Origin of the sequence: uncultured Sphingomonas sp., from assembly GCF_964244235.1 — a bacterium.
GTDB lineage: Bacteria > Pseudomonadota > Alphaproteobacteria > Sphingomonadales > Sphingomonadaceae > Sphingomonas.
On record NZ_CAXTII010000008.1, the window covers coordinates 21,663 to 44,561 of the forward strand.

General features: G+C 66.2%; 16 protein-coding genes. 3 read left to right on the top strand and 13 right to left on the bottom strand.

Annotated elements, in window-relative coordinates:
• Positions 1-10 precede the first annotated feature (10 nt).
• Positions 11-1,882: an ABC-F family ATP-binding cassette domain-containing protein gene (locus ACFE7D_RS02860; protein WP_375393945.1), complete on the bottom strand. Its 1,872-nt coding sequence runs from the start codon at positions 1,880-1,882 to the stop codon at positions 11-13.
• Between the two features lie 89 nt (positions 1,883-1,971).
• Here ACFE7D_RS02860 and ACFE7D_RS02865 point away from each other — a divergent pair, with 89 nt between their 5' ends.
• Positions 1,972-2,340, top strand: coding sequence for a TonB-dependent receptor domain-containing protein (locus ACFE7D_RS02865; protein WP_375393919.1), 369 nt, complete (start codon positions 1,972-1,974; stop codon positions 2,338-2,340).
• Between the two features lie 222 nt (positions 2,341-2,562).
• Here the strand turns inward: ACFE7D_RS02865 and ACFE7D_RS02870 are convergent, their stop codons facing one another.
• The 12 genes from ACFE7D_RS02870 to ACFE7D_RS02925 form a co-directional block, all read right to left on the bottom strand.
• The gene (locus tag ACFE7D_RS02870) at positions 2,563-3,378 is read right to left on the bottom strand and encodes a LytR/AlgR family response regulator transcription factor (protein ID WP_375393920.1); all 816 of its coding nucleotides are present in this window, start codon (positions 3,376-3,378) and stop codon (positions 2,563-2,565) included.
• Positions 3,375-4,493 carry a sensor histidine kinase gene (locus ACFE7D_RS02875; protein WP_375393921.1) on the bottom strand — a complete coding sequence of 373 codons (1,119 nt, stop codon included), beginning with the start codon at positions 4,491-4,493 and terminating at the stop codon, positions 3,375-3,377. The genes ACFE7D_RS02870 and ACFE7D_RS02875 overlap by 4 nt, the downstream gene beginning before the upstream one ends.
• 122 nt (positions 4,494-4,615) lie before the next feature.
• Entirely contained in the window at positions 4,616-8,062 is a 3,447-nt protein-coding gene (locus ACFE7D_RS02880; RefSeq protein WP_375393922.1) for a carboxypeptidase regulatory-like domain-containing protein, read from the bottom strand.
• 22 nt (positions 8,063-8,084) lie between these two features.
• Positions 8,085-10,211, bottom strand: a complete 2,127-nt coding sequence (gene ligA, locus ACFE7D_RS02885) for an NAD-dependent DNA ligase LigA (RefSeq protein ID WP_375393923.1) — start codon at positions 10,209-10,211, stop codon at positions 8,085-8,087.
• Positions 10,212-10,360: 149 nt separating this feature from the next.
• Positions 10,361-12,034: a thiamine pyrophosphate-binding protein gene (locus ACFE7D_RS02890; protein WP_375393924.1), complete on the bottom strand. Its 1,674-nt coding sequence runs from the start codon at positions 12,032-12,034 to the stop codon at positions 10,361-10,363.
• A gap of 88 nt (positions 12,035-12,122) precedes the next feature.
• Positions 12,123-13,670 carry a hypothetical protein gene (locus ACFE7D_RS02895; protein WP_375393925.1) on the bottom strand — a complete coding sequence of 516 codons (1,548 nt, stop codon included), beginning with the start codon at positions 13,668-13,670 and terminating at the stop codon, positions 12,123-12,125.
• A gap of 22 nt (positions 13,671-13,692) precedes the next feature.
• Positions 13,693-16,143, bottom strand: a complete 2,451-nt coding sequence (locus ACFE7D_RS02900) for a TonB-dependent receptor domain-containing protein (RefSeq protein WP_375393926.1) — start codon at positions 16,141-16,143, stop codon at positions 13,693-13,695.
• Complete coding sequence (locus ACFE7D_RS02905; RefSeq protein ID WP_375393927.1) at positions 16,100-17,044, bottom strand: FecR domain-containing protein; 945 nt, start codon at positions 17,042-17,044, stop codon at positions 16,100-16,102. The genes ACFE7D_RS02900 and ACFE7D_RS02905 overlap by 44 nt, the downstream gene beginning before the upstream one ends.
• Positions 17,045-17,067: 23 nt before the next feature.
• Positions 17,068-17,622, bottom strand: coding sequence for an RNA polymerase sigma factor (locus ACFE7D_RS02910; protein ID WP_375393928.1), 555 nt, complete (start codon positions 17,620-17,622; stop codon positions 17,068-17,070).
• A 22-nt stretch (positions 17,623-17,644) separates the two neighbouring features.
• Positions 17,645-18,448: a ChbG/HpnK family deacetylase gene (locus tag ACFE7D_RS02915; RefSeq protein WP_375393929.1), complete on the bottom strand. Its 804-nt coding sequence runs from the start codon at positions 18,446-18,448 to the stop codon at positions 17,645-17,647.
• Complete coding sequence (locus tag ACFE7D_RS02920) at positions 18,420-19,340, bottom strand: glycosyltransferase family 2 protein (RefSeq protein ID WP_375393930.1); 921 nt, start codon at positions 19,338-19,340, stop codon at positions 18,420-18,422. The genes ACFE7D_RS02915 and ACFE7D_RS02920 overlap by 29 nt, the downstream gene beginning before the upstream one ends.
• Before the next feature lie 183 nt (positions 19,341-19,523).
• Complete coding sequence (locus tag ACFE7D_RS02925; protein WP_375393931.1) at positions 19,524-20,459, bottom strand: hypothetical protein; 936 nt, start codon at positions 20,457-20,459, stop codon at positions 19,524-19,526.
• Between the two features lie 157 nt (positions 20,460-20,616).
• Here ACFE7D_RS02925 and ACFE7D_RS02930 point away from each other — a divergent pair, with 157 nt between their 5' ends.
• Both ACFE7D_RS02930 and ACFE7D_RS02935 read left to right on the top strand, forming a co-directional pair.
• Positions 20,617-22,074 carry an ArnT family glycosyltransferase gene (locus tag ACFE7D_RS02930; protein WP_375393932.1) on the top strand — a complete coding sequence of 486 codons (1,458 nt, stop codon included), beginning with the start codon at positions 20,617-20,619 and terminating at the stop codon, positions 22,072-22,074.
• 57 nt (positions 22,075-22,131) lie between these two features.
• Positions 22,132-22,770: a TetR/AcrR family transcriptional regulator gene (locus ACFE7D_RS02935; protein WP_375393933.1), complete on the top strand. Its 639-nt coding sequence runs from the start codon at positions 22,132-22,134 to the stop codon at positions 22,768-22,770.
• Positions 22,771-22,899: the final 129 nt, after the last annotated feature.

The window sequence follows — 22,899 nt, forward strand, 5'->3', positions numbered from 1 at the left end:
CACCGGTCCCTCAAGCCCCGACCGTCTCCAGTGCCTCGCTCGCTTCCAGCCATTTCGCTTCGCTCGCGTCCAGCTTTGCCTGCACCTCGGCGCGGCGCTGCCCGAGTTCGCCCATCGACAGCCGCGCGAACCGGGGTTCGGCGCTGGATGGATCGAACATCGCGCGGTCGATCGCGGCGCGTTCCTTGGTGAACTTGGCGGTCTGTTCCTCCAGCTCACGGACCGTCTTGCGGAGTGAGGCGTCCTTCTCGCGCGCTTCGGCGGCGGCTTTCCTGTCCGCCTTGCGCGCTTCCTTCGACGCCGCGTCGCCCTTCCCGCCGCCGTCGCCCTTCAGGATCAGCGCGATATAGTCGTCGAGCGTGCCGTCATATTCGCGCGCGGTGCCGTCGTCGACGAGGACCAGTCGGTCGGCGGTGAGTTCCAGCATGTGGCGGTCGTGGCTGACCAGCACCACCGCGCCGGTATAGGCGTTCAGCGCCTGGACCAGCGCCTCGCGCGCGTCGACGTCGAGATGGTTGGTCGGTTCATCCAGGATCAGCAGATGCGGCGCGTCGCGGGTGATCAGCGCGAGTGCGAGCCGCGCGCGTTCGCCGCCCGACAGCCGTCCGACCTTGGTCGTCGCCTTGTCGCCCGAAAAGCCGAACCGGCCGAGCTGGCCACGGACGGCGGCGGGCGAGGCGCCCTTCATCGCATGCGCCATATGCTCGACGGGGGTGTCGTCGGTGTCGAGTTCCTCGACCTGATACTGGGTGAAATACCCGACCTTCATCTTGCCCGACGCCGCCATGTCGCCCTCCATCGGCGCGAGCTGCGCAGCGAGGAGGCGGGCGAGCGTGGTCTTGCCGTTGCCGTTGCGCCCCAGCAGCGCGATGCGGTCGTCGGGATCGAGCCGCAGGTTCAGCCGCTTCAGGATCGGCACCTCGCTATAACCGACCGCCGCCATGTCGAGCGTAATGAGCGGCGGGCGCAGCTCGGTCGGGTCGGGAAAGCCGAACGACAGCGTCGGATCGTTGTAGCTCTCCGCGATCGGCTGCATCTTCGCCAGCATCTTCTGGCGGCTCTGCGCCTGCTTGGCGGTGGAGGCACGCGCGGAGTTCTTGGCGATATAGGATTGCAGCTTCTCGCGCTGCACCGCCTGGTTGGCGCGCGCCGCCTCGATCTGCGCGAGCCGTTCGGCGCGCTGCCGCTCGAACGCGTCGTACCCGCCGGGGTAGAGCGTGATCTTGCCGCCCTGCAGATGCAGGATGTGATCGACGACGTTGTTCAGGAAATCACGTTCGTGGCTGACCACCACGATCGTCGCCTTGTAGCCTTTGAGGAAATCCTCGAGCCACATCACCGCTTCGAGATCGAGATGGTTCGAGGGCTCGTCGAGCAGCAGCAGGTCGGGCTGCGAGAAGAGCAGCGCGGCGAGCGCCACGCGCATCTTCCACCCGCCCGAGAAGCTGTCGAGCGACCGCGCCTGCATGTCCTCGTCGAAGCCGAGCCCCAGCAGGATCTGCGCGGCGCGCGCGGGCGCGGTATAGGCGTCGATCGCGATCAGCCGCTCGTACACATCGCCCAGCCGGTCGGGATCCTCGCTCGTCTCGCTTTCCAGCATCAGCGCGGCGCGTTCGGTATCCGCGGCCAGCACGGTCTCGAACGGGCTCGCATCGCCGTGCGGGGCTTCCTGCGCGATATAGCCGATCTTCGCACCGCGCGGCATGTCGGCGGAGCCGTCGTCTGGCTCCAGCAGCCCGGCGATCACGCGCACCATCGTCGATTTGCCCGCGCCGTTTCGTCCGATCAGCCCGACACGCGACCCCGGCGGCAACGCCGCGGTCGCGCCGTCCAGGATGACGCGCCCGCCGAGGCGCACGGTGATGGCGTTCAGATTGAGCATCGCCGCGCCCGTTAGCAGATGCAGCATGGTTGGGCGAGGGGCGGCGCGTGCCTGCCGGGTAGGATCGCGCGGCCCCGGGCCGCTCGGCGGTGTTCGCCACCGCCTACACGACCGCCGATTCGGAGACCAACACCAGCTACGAAGCGGGCGTGAAGACCGCGTTCTGGGACGGCCGCATCCACTTCAATGCCGCCGGCTTCTATTATGTCGTCGACAATATCCAGCTCGACGGCAACGACGCCAACGGCAACGGCGGGCTGTCCAACGCCAGCAAGGGCAAAGGGGTACGGCGCGGAGGCCGAACTGGACGCGCGCCCGATTCCCAATTTCCACATCGGCGTGGGCTGAGCCTGCTACACACCGAGATCGACGACAAGGGCGTCTGCGCGCAGGTCGGGGCGGCGAACGGCGTGCTGTCGGAGACCGTGCTCGACCCGACAGTGCGGATCGGCAAGTGATCGACACGTCGAACTACCGGGCGGGCATCTACAACGATCCGCGGGTGTTCGGTGTGATCCCGAGCGGGTCGTTCAAGTAGGTCGCTTATCCTCCGTCACCCCGGCCTTGCGCCGGGGTCCATCGTGCCGCGTATCAACGGCGTGAGAATGCGCTGCACGATGGATACCGGGTCAAGCCCGGCATGACGGGGAAGGGGCGGCGGGTAATGATCGCCCGCCCCCTCAGTGCACGAACCGCGCCACCACATCCCGATACGACCGCGAAACCTTCACGCTCGCGCCCGAGTTCAGCACCAGGAAGCACTCGCCGTTGGTGTGCGGCTTCACCTGCTTGACCAGGTCCAGATTCACGATCGTCGACCGGTGGATCCGCTGGAACCGGCGCGGATCCAGCCGTTTCTCCAGATCCTTCATCGTCTCGCGCAGCACCAGTGAATTGTCGCCGGTGTTGATGACCATGTAATCGCCCGCCGCCTCGATCAGTTCGATCGTGTCGACATCGACGCGGAAGATCTGGCCGCGATCCTTGATGTTGATCAGCTTCTCGAACCGGTTCGCCTGCACCGCATCGCCGCCGGCCTCGCTCTTCTCCGCCGCGATCTCCGCCGCCGTCTCGGGCGCGACATCGGCCAGCACCTCGCGCAGCTTCTCGACCTCCTCGACGCCGCGCTTCTCGGACAATCGCTGCCGGACGCGTTCGACCGTGTCGGCCAGCCGCGATTCGTCGACCGGCTTCATCAGATAATCCAGCGCATCCGCCTCGAACGCCTTCAGCGCATGGTCGCCATACGCCGTCACGAAGACGAACAGCGGCGGCTCGACCTCCATCAGCCCCTGCACGACCGAGAAGCCGTCGAAGCCCGGCATCTGGATGTCGAGGAAGACGAGATCGGGCTTGTGCGTCTTGATGCTGCGGATCGCCTCGCGGCCGTTCTGGCATTTGTCGATGATCTCGACATCGTCGAACGCGGCGAGGCGCAGTTCGAGGCCCTGGATCGCGAGCGGTTCGTCGTCGACGAGGATGGTGCGAATGGTCATGCGGTCTCTCTGTTCACGTCCTCGAGCTGATAGGGGATCTCGATCTCGACCCCGAACCCGCCGGTCGGCATGGCGCGTATCTCGAAACGGTGGTCCGGGCCGTACGCCTGGACCAGCCTTTCGCGTATATTGGCGATCCCGACGCCGGTTGAAAGGCTCGGCGATTGGCGAACGCCGTTCAAGCCCGGGCCGGTATCCGATACGCCGATCTGCACGCGTTCTCCGCTCAACTGCACCGCGACGCGGATTTCCGCGCCGTCCTCCTGCGGGGTGACGGCATATTTGATCGCATTCTCGACCAATGGCTGGAGCAGCAGCGACGGCAGCCGGGCACGTTCGGCGCGCGGATCGATATCGAATTTCGGCCGCAGCCGGTCCTCGAACCGCATCTTCTCGATCTCGAGATACAGTTTCAGCGTCTCCATCTCCTGCTGGATGGTGACGTGCGCGGTCGGTTCGTTGGCCAGCGTGTAGCGGAGGAACGACGCCAGCCGCGACAGCATCGCGTTCGCGCGCTCGGTCTGCTTCAGCAGCACCAGGGTGGAGATGGAATTGAGCGTGTTGAACAGGAAATGCGGGTTCAACTGATAGCGGAGCATCGCCAGTTGCGCGGAGCTGGCCTGCGTCTCCAGATCCTTCATCTGGTCGATCTGGTCCTCGACGATCAGGTAGAAGTTGATCCCGAAATACAGCGCCGACCACCCGGCCAATACGGTGAAAGCGACATAGGCCGCGCCGAGCATGCGAGTCAGCGTGATGCCCGGCTCGGTCGTCCGGATGAAGGAAAAGGTGAACGCGTCGAGCGTCGCATAGAGCAAGGTCGCCCCCGCGAGCGTCAGGACGGTCGCGAGGATGCCCGACACCCGGTGCAGCCCCCGATAATAGCCGTAGAGCGTGGAAAGCAGCAGCGTGATGCAATAGCCGACGATCGCCTCGATGATGACGGGGATGATCGATTCGAGCGACAGGTTCGACACCGACGAGGCACCGCGCAGTACCAGATACCCGCTCCACCCGACCGCCTGCAGCGTCCAGAAGGCGCGGCTCTTGTCCTCGAAGAAAGGGCGCGCCGTGATCGGCGGAGCAGGATGCCGCTGGGCGGGAAGCGTGGCCATCGTCATGATTGCCCTACACCGGGTGGCGGACGGGCGCAAAGCGGGGGTGGGGGGGCCGCAAACCGCCGCTTTTTCGGAGTCGAAAAAAGCGGCGGCTGCGGAGTTAGATTGTAATCAATGAACTAGAATTTGAAACGCGCGCCGATGCGAATGAGATAGAGCGATTGCGCCGTGTTGACCGTGTCGGTCGGCGCGCGGAAGCTGCTATACTGGTATTTCGCGCACCCGCCCGCCGGGTTCGTCGCAGAACCGACGACGCCGGTCAGCGCCGTGCCGGCCGCGCTGACGCAGGTCACGTTGACGACCGCCGACGTGTACGGGAAGCCGGTATAATATTGGCCGCCCCAATTTTTGTTCAGCAGGTTGGTAAGATTTTCGATATCGGCGAATACCGAGATCCTTGAGCCGTAGAGAAACGTCGGAATTTCCTGCTCGAGATGGAGGTCGATCCGCGTATTCGCGCGAGCACGCGCGATATTCTTGGGCGTGATCGTTCCCCGGTAATTCTTCAGGTTCGTCGTGTTGATCAGGTTGTCGAGCGCTGCTGCTGTCGTGGTGTCACCCGCGGCATAGGTGACCAACGGATCGTTGATGCTGGTCGGGACATACAACAGATAATGGTCGGTGTTGCCGGTCGTACCGAATACCGACGAGCGACCTGAGGATGTGTCCTGCATCGAATAGCTGTAATGCTGTCCCGCACGTGTTTCGCCGAACAGCTGGAAGATCGTGCGATAATCCCGGAAGAAGGCATGATCGAAACCGACATTGTACTTGAACTGCCACTTCGTCTCGTTGCTGCTGATCCCGTAGGCAGCATTATTCGGATCGATGGCCGCTTGGGCGTTGTACAGCGATGTCGCGACCGATGATGTAGCGTTGCTGACGTCCTTCACATCCTGCCAAGTGTAGCTGCCGCCGATCGACAGGCCCCAATCGAACGTCTTGTCGGCGCGCACCGTAAAGATGTGACTACGACCCCGGTCCGTGTTGCCGATTTGGATGTCGGTGTTGGTATCGGCCGTCTGCCCGACCGCGCCCGGCGTCGGCACGAAGGTGTATCGCGGACGACCGTCAGGCAGGACACCGACGACGCGGGAACGCAGGTCGGTAAAAGTCACGCCGTTATTGACCTTGGAGAAAACATAGTCGGCACCGAGGTCGACGCCGAAGAGCCGGTAATCGACCGACAGGGTTGCGCGCGTCTGAGACGGAATGCGAAAGCCCGGGACAACCGACGCGGTAGGTGCCGTGAGCAGCGACGCCGTATTGGTCGTCAGGAACGTGTTGACCGCGGCGGGGATCGTGGTCCCGGTGACCCCGTTGAGTGCCGCGGTACACACCGCCGCATTCGCTCCCGTGTAAGGGGCGGTGCAGGCCGTCGTCGCGCCAGCCGTCGCGGTGGAGCGGATGACGGAGGCGATGCGGTTCTGGATGAAGCCGCTGTTGCTGTAGGAGTTCGAGAAGTAGATATCCGGGGTGCCGCCGCTGAACACGCCCACGCCGCCACGCACGCTCAGACGCGGAGTGGGCTTGTAGTTGAAGCTGATACGCGGCTGAGTTGTTTCGAGCCCCTTGAACGACTGCGTATTCGAAAAGCCATAGCGATTATAGAAATTTGGATTGAAGATGACCGAGCTTTGCGACCCATAAAGATCCTCGCGCACCCCGTACGTCAGGCGCAGTTCCGGGGTGATTGCCCAGTCGTCCTGCAAGCCGAAGCTGTAGGTGCCATATTTGAAATTCGAGGTCGTACTGTTGGGGTCAAGCGTCAGCGCGTTCTGATAGTCGAACTGGCTGGCGTTGCGTGCTTGGAAATCCGCGAGCGAGTCGAAATAATAGGAACCGGCGCTGTACTGGAGAAAAGCGTTTGTCGTGCGGTTTTCCACATATTCGAACAACCCCTTCAGATCGTGATCGCCGGCTTTCAGGCGCATGAGGAAGGAGCCGTCATACGTATCGGTAAACAATGCGTTGGTCTGACGGCTGATGTCCGGACCAAGCGCGATGACCGGGTTGCCGGTGCCGCACGAGGTCGCCGTGTCCGTACCGCTGACAATGCTGGTCGGCGCGGTACACACGCGGAACTGTGCGAATCCACGGCCCATTTCAGGGTCCTGACCGCGGGTATAGGATTTGTAGACGAAGCGCGTCTCGGTCGAGAACCGGTCGGTCCAGTCCGAATTCAACTGCGCGATACCTGCCCGGAGCAACTCGGTCAGCTTATAGGCGTCCGAGGACAGGCCGATTGCCGGCGATGTCGTCGATCCGCTCGAGTTGTTGAGATTGTCGTTCGAGTCGAACGAGTTGATGTAACTCAACGAGAAACGTTGACCGTCAGTGATGTTCCAGTCGATCTTGCCGACAATCTTTTCGTCGAAATTGTTTGTGACCGCGAGGATTTGGCCTGCATCGTAATTATAGACGTTCTTCGAAATCGATTGAACCGAAGCGACCTGTGCATCGGTCAGGTTGGGGACCTGATTGACCGCGCCGGGCGAAAGCGGACGCGGATCGGTATTGCGCTCCCAGGAAACCATGAAGAACAGTTTGTCCTTGATGATCGGACCCGACGCCGTGACGCCGTATGTTTCGCTTTTGTACTTCGGCAGAACCACCGGCAGCGAGCCGATCTGGTTGCCTTGCAGGCCATCGGTGCTCTGCGAATAGAAGCCGTTGACATGATATTTGTTGGTGCCCGACAGCAACGTGGTGTCGATGACACCACCCTGGAAGTTGCTCTGTCGGATGTCGAACGGAGCGATCGAGACCGAAACCTGATCGATGGCATCGAACGGCACCGGGCCACGCCGCGTGGGGCTGGCATCCGGATTCAGGCCGAAGTTGTCGCCGATCTGCGCGCCCTGGATCGTGAAGCGGTTGAAGCGGGGATTGACGCCCGCGAACGAAACCGCACTTCCGCCCCCGCTGCTGCGATCGTAGGTCGCGAATGGGCTGCGCCGTTCGATATCGCGGATGTCGCGGTTCACGGAAGCAACCTTCGAAACGTCGCGCTGGTTCAGCACTGTCTGCGGTCCGTCAGATTGCGTACCAGCGCCGCGGATAGACGAAGCGGTAACCACAATATCCGCGGCGCTCGCGGCACCGAGATCGACCGGCAGATCGTAGGGCTGGCCGACAACCGTGAAGATATCCGTTACCTGGGTCGAACCCTGTGAGCTGGTGACTTCGACCGTATAAGGGCCGCCTGCGCGCAAGCCGCTCGCGTTGAAGGTGCCGCTCGCATCGGTCGAGGTATTCGAAATGGTGCCTGACGGGACATTGGTGATTTTTACCTGCGCGCCGGCGACCGGCGCGCCATTGGCGGTGACCGACCCGCGAATCGTCGCCGTGGTTTCCTGTGCCGACGCCATTGCCGGTGCCATGAGCGCGACCGCGGCCACGCCCCAGAATAGGTTGTTACGCATGATATTCCCCCGTTGAGCCTTCGTTCGTCGCCGTTGCGGCGGTGTTCGATGAAGGCTGCCCTGCACCGGGAATATTTCGGATCGATGACGTTGGCGAGTCGCTTGGGGGTTCGCTGACAACTCCTTCATGTGCCGTTGCAAAATGGCAACGCATCGATGGGGATCAGGCTGCCTCGATGATCGCCTGCCACTGCGCCTCGGTAATGACGCGCACGCCGAGGTCCGCCGCTTTCTTCAGCTTCGACCCCGCACCCGGTCCGGCGACGACGAGATCGGTCTTGGCGGAGACCGCGCCGGACACGCGTGCGCCGAGCGACTCGGCCTGCGCCTTCGCCTCGTCGCGCGACAGCGTTTCCAGGCTGCCGGTGAACACGATCGTCATCCCCGACACTTCGGACGCGCGGGTTTCATGGACGGTGTCGAGGATCGTCAGTTCGGCCGCCAGGTCCGCGACGACCGCGCGGTTGTGATCCTCGGCGAAGAAATCGAGCAGCGCCCCGGCGACTTCGGGGCCGATCTGCTGCGTGTCGACCGCGGCCACGATCGCGCGCTGGCGGCGGAGCGCGAACTTGCGGTCGGGTTCGGCGGGGACGGGCACCTGGTCCGCGCGGATCGCGAGCGCCTGCTCGATCATCGCCATGAACGCGGCGAAGCTGCGATAGCGGCGGGCGAGGTCGCGCGCGGGGACTTCGCCGACATGACGGATGCCGAGCGCGAACAGGAAACGGTCGAGCGGGATACGGCGCTTGTCCTCGATCGATGTCAGCAGATTGTCGACCGACAGCTCGGCGAGCCGCTCGCGCGCGACCAGCGTTTCGCGATGGTCGCGCAGCCGGAAGATATCGGCGGGGGAGGCGATGAGGCCGTCATGGAAGAATTCCTCCACCCGCTTCAGCCCCAGCCCGGCGATGTCGAACGCGCGGCGGGAGGCGAAGTGGATCAGCCGCTCGACGCGCTGCGCGGGGCAGATCAGCCCGCCCGAACAGCGCCAGTCGACCTCGTCCAGCTCGCGCTCGGCCAGCGATCGGCATTCGGGGCAGCGGTCGGGGAAGGGCCAGGTGCCGCGGGTCTCGTCAAGCGACAGATTCTCGGCGATCTGCGGAATGACGTCGCCTGCGCGCTGCACGACGACACGGTCGCCGGGCCAGGCATTCAGCCGTGCGATCTCGTCGGCATTGTGCAGCGTCGCGTTGGTGACGACGACGCCGCCGACGGTGACGGGTTTCAGGCGGGCGACGGGGGTCAGCTTGCCGGTGCGGCCGACCTGGATGTCGATCCGCTCCAGCGTGGTTTCCGCGCGCTCGGCGGGGAATTTGTGCGCGATCGCCCAGCGCGGCGCGCGCGCGACCTGACCGAGGCGTGCCTGCCAGTCGAGCCGGTCGACCTTGTAGACGACGCCATCGATGTCGAACGGCAGGTCCGCGCGTACCGCCTCGATCGCGCGGTATTGCGCCAGCGCATCGACTGCACCCTGGGCGCGCGCGAAACCGTCGGCGATCGCGAAGCCCCAGTGGCGGAGCAGCTCGACCAGGCTGGATTGCGTGTCGGCGGGCATGGCACTGACCTCGCCCCAGCCATGTGCGAAGAATTTGAGCGGACGCTGCGCGGTGACGCCGGCGTCCTTCTGGCGGAGCGATCCGGCGGCGGCGTTGCGCGGATTGGCGAACTGGCGCGCCTTGGCAGGGTCGTCTGCGTCGGCGAGCAGGCGGGCGTTGAGCGCCGCGAAATCGGCCTTCGCCATATACACCTCGCCGCGGACCTCGAAGATCGCGGGCGCATCGGCGGGGAGGTGCTGGGGGATATCGGCGATGGTGCGGACGTTCGGGGTCACGTCCTCGCCGACCTGCCCGTCGCCGCGGGTCAGCGCCTGGACGAGCGCGCCGTCTTCGTAGCGCAGCGAGCAGGACAGCCCGTCGATCTTCGCCTCCGCTGTCAGCGCGACGGGTTCGTCGTCGGACAGGCGCAGGAAGCGGCGGACGCGGGCGACGAAATCCTCGACCTCTTCGTCGCTGAACGCATTGTCGAGGCTCATCATCGCTCTGGCATGTGCGACCTTGGCGAGCGGCCCGGCGGGTGTCGCGCCGACGCGTCTGCCCGGGGAATCGGCGCGGACGAGATCGGGGAATGCCGCCTCGACCATTAGGTTGCGGCGGACGAGCGCGTCATAGGCGGCGTCGGTGAGTTCGGGATCATCATCATCGTGATAGCGCTGGTCCGCTTCGGCGATCTGCGCGGCGAGCATCGCGAGTTCGGCTGCGGCGGTTTCGGGGTCGGTCGGCGGCGCGGTCATGGGGGCGGGGGTAACGGAAGCGGGGCGGGGGCGGCAAGGTCCTTTCCTCGTCATGCCCGGCTCGTCCCGGCATCCACCGCGCCGCATATCTCACGCTTCTGGTTTCGCGGCACGATGGACCCCGGCGCAAGGCCGGGGGTGGCGGTGGGTTAAGCTCGCCCTTCCGCCGCCGCCCGCAGGGCCGACAGCGTCGCGGTCGGCGTGATCGCTTCGGGATCCAGCAGACAATGCACGATCGCCGGCCTGCCGCTCGCCAGCGCGCGCTCGAACGCGGGGGCGAAATCGGCGGTATCGACCACCGTCTCGCCATGCCCGCCATAAGCGCGCGCCAGTGCGGCAAAGTCGGGGCTGGTCAGCGCGGTCGCGGCGATGCGCCCCGGGAACGCCCGCTCCTGATGCATCCGGATCGTGCCGTACATGCCGTTGTCGATCACGACCGCGACGATGGGGATGCCGTGGTGCACCGCGGTCGCGAATTCCTGTCCGTTCATCAGGAAATCGCCGTCGCCTGCCAGCGCGACGACGATGCGGTCCGGATGCTGGCGTTTCGCCATCACCGCGGCGGGGATGCCGTACCCCATCGATCCGCTGGTCGGCGCGAGCTGCGTGCCGAAGCAGCGGAATCGGTAGTAGCGGTGCAGCCAGCCGGCATAATTGCCAGCACCGTTGCAGACGATGGCGTCGTCGGGCAGCCGGTCGCGCAACCACAGCATCACCGCGCCGTAATCGAAGCCGCCCGGTAGCGGGCCGGTGGTGTCGGACCAGGCGCGGTAGGATGCGTGGAGATCGGCGGTGCGCGGACGCGGCGGTCCGGCGGGGATGTCGGCAATCGCGGCGAGGAACGCGCCCGGCGTCGCCTCGACCGCCAGCACGGGCTGGTAGACGCGGCCGAGTTCCAGCGGATCGGGATGGACATGCACCAGCCGCTGGCGAGGAGTCGGCACGTCGATGAGCGTGTAGCCCGACGACGCGATCTCCGACATCCGGCCGCCGAGCAGGATCAGCATATCCGCCTCGCGCACCGCGGCGGCGAGCACGGGATTGGGGCCGATCCCCAGGTCGCCCGCATGATGCGGATCGGTCGCGGAGAACAGGTGCGCGCGGCGGAACGCGGTCGCGACCGGCATGTCGTGGCGCGCGGCAAAGGCGACCAGCGCGTCGGCGGCGGCTTGCGTCCAGCGCGATCCGCCGACGATGACGAGCGGGCGTTCGGCCTCCGCGATCATAGCCGCGACGGCGTTCGCGTCGTCCGCCGACACCGCGGGGTGCGATGGCGTGACGTACGGCGCATCGGCGACGGTCGCGATATCGTCCAGCATATCCTCGGGCAGCGCGACGACGACCGGCCCGGGGCGACCCTGCATCGCGATGCGGAAGGCGCGCGCGATCAGCTCGGGAATTCGCTCGGCGCGGTCGATCTCGACCACCCATTTTGCGACCGTGCCGAAGATCGCGCGGTAATCGAGCTCCTGGAACGCCTCGCGCCCGCGCATCTCGCGCGCGACCTGACCGACGAACAGGATCATCGGCGTCGAATCCTGCGCGGCGATGTGCAGCCCGGGCATCGCATTGGTCGCGCCCGGCCCGCGCGTCACGAAGCAGATACCGGGCCGGCCGGTCAGCTTGCCATACGCCTCCGCCATCATCGCCGCCCCGCCCTCCGCGCGGCAGGTCAACAGATCGATTCCGGTATCGGTCAGCGCGTCGAGGACCGACAGATAGCTTTCACCCGGTACGCACGTGGCACGATCGACGCGCTGGATCACGAACTGGTCGACCAGCAGGCGGGCGGCGGTGCGTGGGGGGTGAGGAGGCTGTCTCATGCTTGGCTCCGGTTGTGGCCTGTATCCGGCCGCTGCTTCCTGTCGTTTGCTGCTGCCCAGGGACGCGCGAGGCACACCCGAATGGCGATCATCGATGCGTTACGATGTACAGCTCGCTTATGTCGTCGTTCCATATGCGGCGGATGCGATCATCATGATAATTCGCCGGCAGACGCGTACCGATGATCCACAGATAATCCACCTTGTTGAGCGGCAATGAAGAAACCGCATTTAATGCGGTTTGGGCAGGGCGATACCCCGCATAAGGTTTCACCACCGGATCGACGCATTGTGCGGGAAACACCATTTGCGATGGGTCGTTGTAATAGGCCGCCGATGGCCGGTAATCGACCCGGAGCAATTGGATGCCGTCGATGCTCCAATGGGAATTGGTCCACGCGCCGCGAAAGACGGTGGCAAGATTGCCCAAATGCTCCAGCCGCGCCGATCGCCAGCCGTGACAATCGACCTCAGCAAGGTTGATGACCCGGGCTCCGTGCGGCACATGGTCCAGTGCGGTCACCTCCCTGCTGTACCGTTGATCATATTGTGCGAAGCTGATGATCGTCACGCCGAACCGCAATGCGAGAAGCGCAAAGCCGCCGAAAAGCACCGATCGTCGCCGATGCGGACCGACATCGCGCCAGTCGTGCATTGCAAAGGCCAGCATCGGAACCAGGGGCGCGAGACGCGTATCGATTTCATCGCTTCCGCTGATCAAGCTCGGCGTAGCAACGAATATCGCCGCGACAAGGATCACCGCGCCGGCGGCCCCGCCGCTGAGGCGGGCACCCCACCGCTGGCCCAATATCCAGACGACGGCGCAGCAGACGACGGATCCTATGTCCAGCGCCTTGTCCTGATCCCGCAGCATCTTCACGACAGCACCGAGTTTGCGGTTAAGGAGCCACAGCGTGGCACCGCCGTCGGACGATCCCGATGTCCTCCATATGGCTATGGTGACGACCGCGGCGAGTAGCGGCGGCCACAGGGGGGCAAGGGTTCGCAATCCCGCCGGACTCCATCGGCGTGGCGAATACAACGAAGCTTCCCATACGGCATGCCCCGCGATCATCCCGATCGCCACGACGCCGGCAACACCGTGTCCGATGAGCAGCATGGGTGTTCCCGCCAGGAACAACATCCCGCGCAATCGCCGTTTCCGCTCGAGCGCCAGCCACGCGGCGAACGCCATCAGGGCAAACGCTGCCGTCAGTGCGAAATTGAGGAAGCCCCAGAGAAACGAAGAGTTGAAAACGAACAGGAGCGACCACGGCAAGGCATATGCACCGCGCCGGTTCGTCACGCGGGCGATGGATAAGATCCCGATCACCGTCAATGCGGGGGTCGCCGCGCAGAGCAGCCATATCAGCGGTACGATGCCCAGAAGCGGATGCGCCGCCTGTACGATCAATTCACTCGCTAGGTTTAGCGTCAGAGTCCAGTGAAACGCGAAATAACGCAATACGCTGTCGCCCGCCGCCGCGGTCTGGACAGCAAACGCACCCATGTGCCCCGGTACGTCCGTCAGCGGCGGGATGGTCGTCAAAAGAAACGGCATCGCCGCAAGGAGCGTCAGCAGCACCGCGACCGGCGCGCGTAAAACGGCAATCGGGCGAGAGTCGTGGACTTTCATGAAAGCGCCCTGCACGACCGCTTCAGAACCGCACATTCGTTCCCAGCCGGACGTTGAACGGCTGAAGCGGCGTCGTCAGGTCGCGCGCGGACAAGGCGAAGGGATTGCCCGAGGCGAACCGGTTGCCGCGGACGTTGGTCAGGTTGTCGATCGACAGCGTCGTCTCGATCCGTCCGCGCCGCAGCCCGGCACGGACCGCGAAATCGGCATATTTGCCTTGGTCGACATCGAACAGGTCGCCGGTGCCGATCACGGATCGGCCCGTATAATTTCCCGATCCGCCGATGATCGCGGTCATGCCGCGGCCGATCGACCATTCGTAACTGGCGTCGATCTTCGCGGCGATCGGCGGCGTGTCCGGCAGGCGGCGATGCGCCGGGCTCGACAGGTCGGCGAGCGGGCCGGTGACGCTGTTCTGCGTATACAGGAACGCCGCGGTCGCACGCAGCCCGACGATCGGGACCCAGTCGGCGGTGCCCTCCACCGCCGTGATCCGCGCGTCGCCGATATTGCCGGTATAGGGCAGTCCGCGGCGGTTGACGAGGTCGGCCTGGATGTCGGTCCAGCGCGCATAGGAAACCGCCGCGGTCAGCGACACGCCGGTCGCGCCGCTTCGCAATCTGCGCACGCCGATCTCGCCGACACGGATCGAATCGGAACCGAAATCCGCGACCCGCCCGATGCCGCGCGCGACCGCGAGCCCGCCGGTGCGATAACCCGTCTGGAACCGGCCATAGAGCGCGAGGCCGGACGTCAGTTTCCACGAAAAGCCGGCGGTCGGATCGACGCGCCGGGTCGATCGACCCTTCACGAAATTGGTGTTGATGGTCTTGAAATCGGGCTCGCCATCGACTCGTGCGATCGTCAGACGCGCGCCAAGCGTGATCGCGAAGTTGCGCGTGACCGCCAGCGTCCCCTCGCCGAACGCCGATCCGCTCTGGGTGACGTTGGTCACGCCGTCGATCGACGGCACCGCGCCGACGATACCCAGCGCGCGCTGTTCGGCGTCGGTATTGCTGAGCAGCGTGAACCCGACGACCCAGGAACTGCCCGTGGTCAGCGATCGCGACAGCCGCATCTCCTCGGTCAGCAACCGCTTCGCGGTATCGACATCATAGGCGGTCGCCGGTCGCCCGCCGCCCGGCCCGCCGCGCGCCGGGGACAATGCAGTGGCGTCGAACATCTCGGCCGAATGATTGTCGGTCATCGCGGTCGCCGACAGCAATTCCAGTCCGCTCGCCCAGGTCTTGCGGATCGACAGGCTGCCGAGCGCGACCTGATTGTGGAACGGCTGCGGCAGGGAGGACCGGTGTGCCAGCGGGCCGCTGCCGGCCTCGGCATATTGTGCGTCCGCGCCGTCGATCCGCTGGATCAGTCCGGTCGCATCGATCATCCAGCCGCCGCCGGGATCATATTTCACCGCCAGTCGTCCACCCCGGGTGTCGATCCGGTTGGTATGATCAAGCCTGCGTGCCGGGTCGTCGATATAGCCGCCCTGCCGCTCGTCATACGCGACCGCGCGAAAGCCCAGCCGGTCGTCGATCACGGGCAGGTCGACCATGCCGGCGACGTCGTAGCCAGGTCCACCGCCCGCGGTGAACGTCGCCCCGGCGGACACCGCCCCGCTGGCCCGGTCCAGCGCGACGGGGTTGGGCAGCAGGCGGACGATACCGCCGATCGATCCGGAGCCGTATAGCGTGCCCTGCGGCCCCTCCATCACCTGCACGCCTTGCATGTCGTACAGTTTCAGGCTGGGGTCCGCGCCGGCGTAGCCCAGTTGCACGTCGCCGACATAGATGCTCGCGGTCGATTGGGTTGCCCCGTCGAAGCTGCTGTCGGCGATGCCGCGAATGAAGATCTTGTTCCGACCGGGTCCGAATTCGGTGTTCTGCAGGACCGGGGTCGCGCGGGCGACATCGGTCATGTCGGGCAACGACGGGATATCGGGCGATCCGTTCGGCGAAATCGTCGTGAGGGTGCCCGGATAGCGAAGCAGCGGGATATGCTGCTTGCTGGCGGTGACGACAATATCGCCGTTCGGGGTTTCGGGGGGCGGCGGCGCTGCCGCGCGGCGGGTGGGCGGCGGCGGGGACGGTAGTGAAGGGCGGACGGCGGCGTCGCGAACGATGCGCCAGCTGCGCGAATCGATCGCCACCGCGTGATAGCCGCTGCCACCGAGCAGCCGGGCCAGCGCCGCTGCGACCGGGACATCGCCCGACAGCGCGCGAGTGCGCACCGCACGTAGCGCGGGCTCGGTGCTGATGATGTCCTGCCCGCTCTGCCGGGCGAGCGTGGTCAGCGCGACGTCCAGCGTCGTCGCCGGGATGGCGATGCGCGCGGCGGGGGCTGCGGCGGCGTTGGCGGAGGCGGCGAGGATTACGGTCGCGAGAACCGCGACCAGGCCGCGGGGGCGTCCGGCCCCCGTCGGATCAGTTCGTCGGTGCCGCCCCCGGCGTGATGATCCATCGCTCACCGTCACGCCGCCACGTCGCCCCGATCAATGCAGCGAGATGCGGTATGTCGCGACCCGCCCCCCCAGACAGCGCGATCATGCCGGTAAAGGGACGGTCGGACAAGCCCGGTGCGAGGCGGACATCCGTTGCATAACGACGCCCTATCGCGGCGAAGACGCTCGACAGCGGTTCGCCGGCAAACGCCATGCGTCCGTCACGCCAGCCGCCGACCGCAGCCGGTTCGACGGCAGCCAAGGTTACGCTGCCCAGACCTTCGTCGGCGGACAGACGCCTGCCCGCAACAAGCGTCAGCGCGTCGCGACCCGGCTGGAACATCACCGATCCTTCGGCGACCGCGATGTCGAGCCGCTTGCCCGCCCGCGTCACGTCGAAGACGGTGCCGATATCACGCAAAGTCAAAGCACCCGAGCGTACGGTGAACGGATCGGCGGCGTCATGGCGGACGTGGAACACCGCCTCGCCCGCGGCCAGGCTGACGCTGCGCGGCTTGGTCCTGTCGAGGTCCAGGCGAGTCGCCCCGTCCAGATCGATGCGCGTACCGTCGGCGAGCGCGATCGTCCGCTGTTCGCCGGGGCGGGTCACGACCGAATAGGGCATGGCCGCCCGGGGCAGCATCGCGGGCACGAGCAAGGCGACCAGGCCAGCCGCGATCGCGGTGCCGCCGACGCCGAATGCCCAGCGGCGCGGCAGCAGCGGACGTGCAGCCGGCGGTGCCAGCGGCGCGGCGATGGCGGGCATCGCACGGTCGTCCGCCGCGACACGGTCATAGGCGCGCGCGTTCGCCGGATCGGCCTCGAGCCAATCGACGAAGGCGACCCATTCGGCCTCGCCCATCTCGCCTGAACGGATATGCCAGTCGATCGCCTGCGCCATGATGTGGTCGGCGATCGGCCCGGACATGGGCGCGTTTAATGTGATGTCTGTCACGTGGACGGACCCCTTTCACCCACAAGACGATTCCGATCGGCGGCACCCGCATCGAAATCCGCGGTCGCATCCGAAATTTGTTTGTACGCTCGCCGCAGCAGCTTCTCGACACCGCTGACGGTGATGCCCAGTTCGGCGGCGATGTCGCGTTGCGGCCGTTCCTCGAACCGGAACAGGCGCAGCGCGGATCGCATCCGTTCGGGCATCTCGGCGATCACCGCCTCGACCGCGGCGAGCTTTTCCCGGCCCATCAATACGCGTTCGGCATCGGGCAAATCCTCCGCCGCGACCTGAACGTCCACCCAGCCGGTGTCGCGCGCCATCCGACGCTGTCCCGAAATGCGACGGTCGGTCGCGATATTGGTCGCGATCCGGTAGAGGAAGGCACTGGGCTGGCCGATCGGCCCTGCGACCACCAGCTGGTCGATGCGGAACCACATGTCCTGCAGCGCATCCTCCGCCTCGTCGCGGTCGCCCAGTCGCGCGACGAGCAGGCGGAGCAATTGCGGGCGCATTTCCAGGAAGACGGCCTTCAGCCCGCTTTCGGTCATGCGAATCTCTCGACCCCGGGAATCAGCCGGGAAAGGCCAGGCCGTTTGCCCCAGCCATGGCGGCGATCGGGAGGCGGCGCAATGCCGTCGCTTCGCGCACGCGCGCCGCCGCGATCGCATCGCCCGCACGGGCCCCGGTGCCCGGGTGGCACATCACCAGATGGCGCTCGCCGGGTCGATGGAGGAATGCCGGGAAGATCGTGTCGTAATCGCGCGCGAAATCGTAATGGCCCGCAAAACCGTCGTTGCAGGCAATGCCCCGCGCGGCGGCGGCGCGGCGCAGGCCCAGCGAATGCACCGCGCTGGCCAGCGCCTTGCCGCGGAACGGGCGGGCGAGCAGTGCCGCGGGCGTGTCGGCGCAGGTCCGTACCCAGGCGCGGGGGGCGCGGCGAGCGATCGCGTCCAGCACGATCTCGCGCACGCCCTTCAGCGCATGCGCATGCTGGTGGCCGTCGACGAAGGCGGGGGCCCGGCCGCGGGCCGATTCGAACCGGTCGAACTGCGCGGCGATCTCGGCTGCGATCTCCGCGAGCGGCAGCGTACCGCGTGCGGCGGCGCGTTGCAGGTGATCGACGGTAGGCAGGATGCCTGTCGGCGCGAGGGTCGGCGCGGCGGTGGCCGGCGCTTCCAGGGTCAGCACGAGGTGCAGCCCGACCTCAAGCGTGTCGGGCGCGGTGTCGAGCAGCCGGGCGTCGCTGGTCCAGTTGGGCAGGACCGCCATGCAACCGGTTGCGGTCAGCCGGCGGTCGGCGGCAAGTTCGGCGATGACGTGGCTGGTGTCGGTCGAAAAGGCGAAATCATCCGCACACAGGATAAGCCGCGGCACCGATCGTCCTTTCCGGACCAGCGCGTTCCGGAACGTGGAACCGGCGTTCGCGGATCGACTGGCTCGACAGGCAACGCGCGTCAAGCCGGCGGCTGAGGAAGCGGTAGAAGAACCAGTCCCCCGCAACCGGCGCGAGGGCGGCGTAGAGCAGCCGTTCGGCCAGCGTCCAGCGGATCGACGGGCGATCCCGGTCGCGCACCGAAGGCACGCACCACAGGTCGGTCGCATAGCCCATCGTGCCGTGTTTCAGCACTTGGTGGACGATCTCGTGATCCTCCAGCACATAGGACCAGCGCGCGGCGTCGAACCCGCCTGCGCGGCGCAGCACGTCGGTGCGAAACGCCTGGCCCGCGCCGCCGGCATGACATTGCCCGCGCAGCAGCGCGGCGGCCTTCACGATCCGGCGACCTGCCTTCTCATGCGCGTCCGCGCTTGCGCCGGGTTGCACGAAATAAGCACCGACGACGACATGACCCTCGGCGAGTACGCGGCTTGCATTCACCAGATAATCGGCCGGATACCAGGTGTCCGCATCGCAGGTCGCGACGTAGATCGTACGGACGAGGCGCAGGCCGGCGGCGAGCGCGGCGACCTTGCCCGGGCGAGCCTCGGTAACGACGACGAAATCGAGACCAAGGCGGCGGCAGGTCGCGGTGGCGACGCCCGCGCTACCGTCGGTCGAGCCGTTGTCCACAAGGATGAACCGCGCGCGCACCCGCTGCGCGGCCAGGCTTTCCAGCGTCAGCGGCAACAATCCGCGTTCGTTGAAAAAGGGGACGACGACGCTCCAGTCGGGCGTGCCCCGGTCGAATATCGCGGGGCGTGTCCAGCCGGAGGCCCGGATATCGTTGCCGAACGGATCGGCGCTACGCGTCTCGAAATCAAACAGCATGCAGTGTCCCCGCCCGCTACACCGTTTCCGATGCCGCGACTTCCCCGTCACATGCAGGACGATACCGGGCCCGCGGACCCGCACCCGAAGGTGACAATTTTTTAATCATCTTGCCGGCTGCGCGGATCGGCGCGCGCCTGGACAGATTGCGCCGATCAGGCTGCGCTTTGGCCCGTTACGCGATCAGGCCGCGCTGGGGCTGAGCACGCCACGCGTGCGCCTGGTGGCAGCCTCGATCGCGTCGCCGATCGACAGGCCGATCCCGGCGAGCACGTGCGTCGCCGCCACGAGCGCCGCCATCATCGTCATCAGTTGCGCCACGTCCGATCCGCGACCCAGCAGCGCCGCGGTGGTGCCGGCGAAGACCAGCTCGCGGTTCGAGATCAGCGGCAGCCGCGACAGGACGAGCTTCAGCGCGGCGAAGGCGAGCCAGTAGACGACGGCGATATCGGGTAGCGCGATATGCCAGAGCACCGCGGTCAGCAGCACGGTCAGCGCGGCGCGAATGCCATGGATCGTTACGATCCGCGCCAGCACCGCCTGCGGCAGGCTGAACAATCGCTTGCCGAACACCAGGGCGAAGATCGGCGGGGCAAGGATGACCGCGATCGACGGCAGTATCGCCCAATAAGGGATGGCGAGGTGCAGCTTGCCCGCGACGGGCACCACCGCCAGCGCCGCGGCCAGCGTCACTATGCTGCCGACCGCGGACGACAGGATCGCGACATCGCGCACCGCCCGGAACGCGTCGGCACCGACCTCGCCCGACCGCCTCGCCCAGGTGTACAGATACGCCTCGCCGATATAGCCGAACACCAGTTCGTTGCCGATCGTCTTGCGAAGCAGATGCTGCATCCCGGACACCGGCATCCGCCAGATCCGGCTGTAGATCGACCAGTCGGCGACGACCGGCGTCATGTACATGACCGCGAACACCGCCCAGAATATTGGCGCATGCGGCACCATCGCGGCGATCGCGTGCCAATCCATCATGTGAAGTTCGAACAACGCACCGCCGAGCACCGCGACGGAGATCGCCCGACCGCCGATGCGGGCGACCAGCGGATCGGCCAGCAGACGGCGGGTCCGGTCGAAGGCGGTGCGCAGCGGATCGTTCATGACAGCCCTTCGCGATGCGTCACGCATCGCTCACATTGCATGGACGATGCGGTGCGACCGATTCCGCACCGGGACATTCGTCGTGGCACCCGCTTCACCACCGTGCGACGGCGTTCGACGAAGCGATTGCGACGAGGCGAGGGTAAGGCGGGACCGGATGCGCGAGCGAATGTCGCCATGGCAGCGCGGCCGGGTGCCGCTGATCCTCCTCGCGTTGGCCGTAGCGACGCGGGTCTGGGACGTCGGCAACCCGATCGTCCATGTCGACGAACAATATTATCTGCTCGTCGGCGACCGGATGCTCCGCGGCGCGCTGCCCTATGTCGACATCTGGGACCGCAAGCCGATCGGGCTGTTCGCGATCTATGCCGCGATCCGCTTGCTTCCCGGCAACGGCATCGTCGCGTACCAGCTCGTCGCGCTGTTGTTCGCGGCGGCAACGGCGTGGGTCGTCGAGCGGATGGCGCGCAAGGTCGGCGGATCGCGCGGCGCGGCGCTGGCGGCGGGTGCGGCCTATCTGGTCTGGCTGCCGCTGCTGAGCGGCCGGGCCGGCCAGTCGCCGGTCTTCTACGACCTGTTCGTGACGCTCTCGGCTTTGTTGTCGCTGCGGCTGCCGGAACTTGCGGGCGAGCGGCGGGTCGGGGCGATCGTCGGCAACGGCGCTATTGTGTGTCTGCTCGCCGGGCTGGCGATCCAGACCAAATACACCCCGGCGGTGGAGGGGGCGTATTTCGGCGTCGTCCATCTGGTCTACTTGCGCCGCGCCCGCGCGCGCTGGCGGGTTACGGGCGCAGCGGCGATGGCATGGATCGTACTGGGCCTCGCGCCGACCGCGCTGGTCGTTGCGATCTACTGGGCGAAGGGGCCCGCCGTCTTCGCCGCCTTCTGGTTTGCGAACTTCTCGTCCATCCTGCTGCGCCATGGCTATCCGGCCAGCAAGATCGCGATGCGGCTGCTCGGTACCTGGGCGCAATTGTCGCCGCTCGCCATTGCAGCGGGCGTGGCGCTGTACGCCGGGCCACGCGGGGGCGTGCGCGGGATCGCGTTCGGCTGGCTGGCGGCGGCGCTGGTGGGGTACGCGATGATCGGCGCGTTCTTCGATCATTACGCGCTGCCGCTCGCCGCCCCGCTGTGCGTGGCGGCGGCACCGACCTTCAGCCGGTACCGGCGCGCGATGATCGTCGCGCTGGCAGCGGGATGTGCGGTGTTCGCGGTGAAGCTTGCGCTGCGTACCGACGACCGCGCCGCGATCCATGCGGTCGCGCGGACGATGGCGGCGAACGATCATGGTCGCTGCCCCTATGTCTTCGCGGGCGATTCGATCCTGTACCATCTGGCGCAGGCCTGCCTGCCGACGGCCTATGCCTTCCCCTCGACGCTGGCCTATGCCCCCGAACAGGGCGCGACGGGGATCGACGAGGCGGGCGAGGTCGCGCGGATCATGACTGCCGCGCCGCCCGTCGTCGTGACGCTGGATCACCCGCTTGCCGACTGGAATGTGCGGAGCCTGACGGTGATGCGCGCCGCGCTTGCCCGCGATTATCGGCTGGTGCAGATCGCGCCGCGCGAGGGCGGGCATATGCTGGTCTATCGGCGACGTACGCACCCCGGCTGATCGACTGGCCAACGTCTCGCTGGACTCGGATGACGGCTGCACTATATACCGTTTGGTATGAAACTCTGCTGTTCCCAGGCACCCGCCAAGGGTCGTCCGCGCGAGTTCGATTTCGACGAGGCGTTGACCGCGGCGCTGCGCGTGTTCTGGACCAATGGGTACGAAGCGGCGTCGATGGCGGAATTGACCGCTGCGATGGGGATTACGAAGCCCAGCCTGTATGCCGCGTTCGGCAATAAGGAAGCGTTGTTCGGCAAGGCGCTCGATCTCTACGAGCGCGAGAAGCTGGCGTATATGAAGACCGCACTCGACGCCCCGACCGCGCGTGGGGTCGCCGAGCGGCTGTTGCGCGGCGGCCTCGAGATGCACGCGTCCAGCTGCAACCCCAAAGGCTGCCTCAGCGTCATCAGCACCATGGCATGCGGTGGCGAAACGGAATCCATCAAGGATGCGGTGATCGCGCGGCGTGCCTCTTCGGAGGCCGCGATGGTCGCCCGGTTCGAACGCGCGCAGGCCGCAGGCGAACTGCCCGACGGCATGACCCCCGCCGCGCTCGTCCGCTATCTCCTCGCGTTGATGCAGGGGCTGGCGATACAGGCGGGGTCGGGCGCATCGGTCGGGCAGCTGGAGCAATTGGTGGAGACCAGTCTGTCGATCTGGCCGACCGCTCAGAAAATTAATTCTACCGAACGGTAAAGAAAGCGGTTGACGACGATCCGTCAGCTTTTATATACCGCCTGGTATCGAAGACGGGCGTTCCTACGATCCGTCTTCGGGTCGCGACGGGTTTTCGCCGTTGCACTGTTAAACATCAATGCCGGTGGA

Coding starts and splice junctions, on each gene's coding strand:
- ACFE7D_RS02860 (WP_375393945.1), bottom strand. CDS start 1,882: ATGCTCAATCTGAACGCCATCACCGTGCGCCTCGGCGGGCGCGTCATC.
- ACFE7D_RS02870 (WP_375393920.1), bottom strand. CDS start 3,378: ATGACCATTCGCACCATCCTCGTCGACGACGAACCGCTCGCGATCCAG.
- ACFE7D_RS02875 (WP_375393921.1), bottom strand. CDS start 4,493: ATGGCCACGCTTCCCGCCCAGCGGCATCCTGCTCCGCCGATCACGGCG.
- ligA (WP_375393923.1), bottom strand. CDS start 10,211: ATGACCGCGCCGCCGACCGACCCCGAAACCGCCGCAGCCGAACTCGCG.
- ACFE7D_RS02890 (WP_375393924.1), bottom strand. CDS start 12,034: ATGAGACAGCCTCCTCACCCCCCACGCACCGCCGCCCGCCTGCTGGTC.
- ACFE7D_RS02895 (WP_375393925.1), bottom strand. CDS start 13,670: ATGAAAGTCCACGACTCTCGCCCGATTGCCGTTTTACGCGCGCCGGTC.
- ACFE7D_RS02905 (WP_375393927.1), bottom strand. CDS start 17,044: ATGTCCGGGCCGATCGCCGACCACATCATGGCGCAGGCGATCGACTGG.
- ACFE7D_RS02910 (WP_375393928.1), bottom strand. CDS start 17,622: ATGACCGAAAGCGGGCTGAAGGCCGTCTTCCTGGAAATGCGCCCGCAA.
- ACFE7D_RS02920 (WP_375393930.1), bottom strand. CDS start 19,340: ATGCTGTTTGATTTCGAGACGCGTAGCGCCGATCCGTTCGGCAACGAT.
- ACFE7D_RS02925 (WP_375393931.1), bottom strand. CDS start 20,459: ATGAACGATCCGCTGCGCACCGCCTTCGACCGGACCCGCCGTCTGCTG.
- ACFE7D_RS02930 (WP_375393932.1), top strand. CDS start 20,617: ATGCGCGAGCGAATGTCGCCATGGCAGCGCGGCCGGGTGCCGCTGATC.
- ACFE7D_RS02935 (WP_375393933.1), top strand. CDS start 22,132: ATGAAACTCTGCTGTTCCCAGGCACCCGCCAAGGGTCGTCCGCGCGAG.